The organism is Desulfovibrio sp. 1188_IL3213, from assembly GCF_036763145.1.
GTDB lineage: Bacteria > Desulfobacterota > Desulfovibrionia > Desulfovibrionales > Desulfovibrionaceae > Desulfovibrio.
In genome coordinates this window covers 1-2,405 of sequence record NZ_JBAIYR010000350.1, presented here as the reverse complement: position 1 = coordinate 2,405, position 2,405 = coordinate 1, and the positions used below count along the sequence as shown (strand labels likewise).

4 protein-coding genes are annotated in these 2,405 nt (G+C 57.8%); 1 reads left to right on the top strand and 3 read right to left on the bottom strand.

What is annotated here, in order from left to right; translation table 11 throughout:
- Positions 1 to 299: 299 nt before the first annotated feature.
- The 3 genes from V6C16_RS11290 to V6C16_RS11280 are packed head-to-tail and all read right to left on the bottom strand — an operon-like array spanning position 300 to position 1,995.
- Positions 300 to 914: a FlgO family outer membrane protein gene (locus V6C16_RS11290; RefSeq protein ID WP_333534723.1), complete on the bottom strand. Its 615-nt coding sequence runs from the start codon at positions 912 to 914 to the stop codon at positions 300 to 302.
- A gap of 10 nt (positions 915 to 924) precedes the next feature.
- Positions 925 to 1,275: a hypothetical protein gene (locus V6C16_RS11285; protein ID WP_333534724.1), complete on the bottom strand. Its 351-nt coding sequence runs from the start codon at positions 1,273 to 1,275 to the stop codon at positions 925 to 927.
- 15 nt (positions 1,276 to 1,290) lie between these two features.
- Complete coding sequence (locus tag V6C16_RS11280; protein ID WP_333534725.1) at positions 1,291 to 1,995, bottom strand: FlgO family outer membrane protein; 705 nt, start codon at positions 1,993 to 1,995, stop codon at positions 1,291 to 1,293.
- Positions 1,996 to 2,222: 227 nt separating this feature from the next.
- Here V6C16_RS11280 and V6C16_RS11275 point away from each other — a divergent pair.
- The coding region (locus V6C16_RS11275) for a flavodoxin-dependent (E)-4-hydroxy-3-methylbut-2-enyl-diphosphate synthase (RefSeq protein WP_333543246.1) at positions 2,223 to 2,405 on the top strand (183 nt) is incomplete at its 3' end.

Sequence of the window (2,405 nt, the reverse complement as noted above, 5' to 3'; positions counted from 1 at the left end):
CTGCCTCACGGCAGGGGCTGGCGCGGCGGCGGAAATTTCAGCGGGCCTTGCCAACACGTCGAGGCCCGGCGCATGCGCCGGGCCGGGCTTGTTATAGACAGAACGGGTCACCAAGGCAAGAAACTTAGTATCCGCTGATTAAATCTTCGATTTACTCAGCTCGATGCCAAAAAACGGAAACCATTTTTTGGAAAGGCACAAAAAACGCTCATTTAACGGGGGAAGTGAATTCCCCTGTTCACGTTTTTGGGTTCCTGCTCGCGCAGGAACCGAGGGAAGCGCTTTATTCCGCATTTCCCTTACTGCAGGCGGGTATTCACCGAGGGCGTGACGCCCCCCTTGCCGCCGGGGGATGGATCGCGCAACAGCGGCAGCAGGTCTTCGGTAATGGGAATCGTGCCGGAACCCATAGCCAGCACTTCATTGCTGGTGGTGTGGATAAGCCGGATGTTGAAACGTACCTGCTCTCCGCTGACCACATAGGTTCCGGCCATTATGGCCTGGCTTGTGCCGATTTTGCTGGCAAGGCGGTTGACATCGCGCGTAAGGATGAACTCGCCCTTTCTTTTGTCAAAATAGATGTCGCGTCCCTTGCGCAGTTCCTGAAAGCGGTAGCCCGCGTTGATAAGCCAGCGCGATATTTCTTCCATCATCTGTCGGGCCAGGGGCGAGGCCTCATTGAGGTCATTGAGGTTGGCTGGGGTTGTGCCCATGATCATTATATTGGCGCGAGCCAAGGCTTGCTGTGATTTTTTGCTTTCTGCCGGATCAGTTCCCGCATAGCGCATCATGAGCTGTTCATCGAGCTGCTTGGCTATTCTGGTGGCCGCCGTGGGTACGTTGCCTGCGGCAGCGGCGGTCAGCGGCAGCAGCAGGGCCGCCACGACAAGAATTATAACAAGGTAAAGCCTCATGACACGATCCTCAGCGCATGGTGCGCAGCAAAAGTTCAATGCCGCCCATTTCTTTTTCAATGACCTCCAGTTCTCCGGCGGAGCGGCAGGTGGAAAGAGCCTGGGCATAGGATTGCCGGGCCAGCTCATACCTGCCCTGATCGCGATAGGCGCGGGCCTGCTTGAGATATTTGGCGCTGATGTTCGGCCCCTGATCAGCCGATCTTTTGGGCTGCCCGGCGTTTTTTTCCGAAGGGCGCTCATAGGCCGAAAGATTTTGGGCCACGGCACCCGCGCCGTCCGGGAGTGCCGAAAAAAGCGGTCCCAGCGCCAGAGCGGCAAGAGCAATTCCAAAGATACGCAAGATATAATTACAACACATGGCTGCTTTCCGGCATTATTTGCCCTGTTTGATGGCGATGTTGCCGCTGCTGATGGAACTGGCGGGCGTGTAAAGCGGAGGATACAGGCTGCCGCGCTGGCCCGAAGGCTTGGCGGCAGACGCTGTGGACACGCTTGAACTTTGTGCCGGTGGCGCGGGTTTCGGGGCCGGAGGGTCTGTTTTGCCCATGCGGGCCACAATGGGCGTATTGACCAGCACAAGCTGCCCCGTGCGCATGACAAGGCCGTCGGTGGCCCGCACAAGGCGGGCATTGACGAAGGTGGCGTCCTTGTCCACATAATAGGTTCCCACCACCAGAGCCGCCCATTTCTGCCCCACGGGAATGACGGCGTTTTCGATCAGGGCCAGGTCGTCGCGCCCGCCGACAACGGCGATATTGCCCGTCAGGCGGTATTCACGCGCGGGAAATCCCCGCTGGTTGAACTCGTAAAACATGGCTTCGCCCATGAGTCTGCCCAGGGGAGAGCTGCGCGAGGTATTGTTTTCATCCACAAATGATGTGGGCATGGCAACAAAGCCCTGCAGGGCGTCATTGGGTACTGTGGCCAGCATCTGGTCCGCCAGTTCGCGGAATTTAAGCTTCAGTTCCACGGCATCTATATAGCCGGGATCATTGGCTGTAGGCGGCGCTTTAGAGCAGCCGGGCAGCAGGGACAGCGCAAGGGCGCAGATCAGTATAAAACGCAATAAACCGTGCATGGCAACCTCAGATGGTGTTCTGTCATACTTATCGGCCCCCGTCCGGAAAACTTCAGTGCAGGGGTGAAAAATCGGGCGCTTGCCTGTCCCGGTGTCAAAAAACATGCAAAACACGTTCCAGCGGCATGATCGGCTGTCTGCTTGGCTTGCTGCATGAAATAGCTTACAAGACGCTTTTAAAGGATATGGCGACACAGCGCCGCCAAGTTTTTCATCTGGGAGAAGGCATGGGCAGGAATACCAGAGCGATACGCCTTGGCGGCGTTGCCGTGGGCGGCGGCGCGCCCGTTGTTGTTCAAAGCATGACCAATACGGACACACGCGATCCGCAGGCGACTCTCGGGCAGATTGCCCGTCTGGCGGCCCGTGGCTGCGAAATGGTGCGTCTGGCCGTACCCGATGAGGCTGCC

Coding starts and splice junctions, on each gene's coding strand:
- V6C16_RS11290 (WP_333534723.1), bottom strand. CDS start 914: ATGAGGCTTTACCTTGTTATAATTCTTGTCGTGGCGGCCCTGCTGCTG.
- V6C16_RS11285 (WP_333534724.1), bottom strand. CDS start 1,275: ATGTGTTGTAATTATATCTTGCGTATCTTTGGAATTGCTCTTGCCGCT.
- V6C16_RS11280 (WP_333534725.1), bottom strand. CDS start 1,995: ATGCACGGTTTATTGCGTTTTATACTGATCTGCGCCCTTGCGCTGTCC.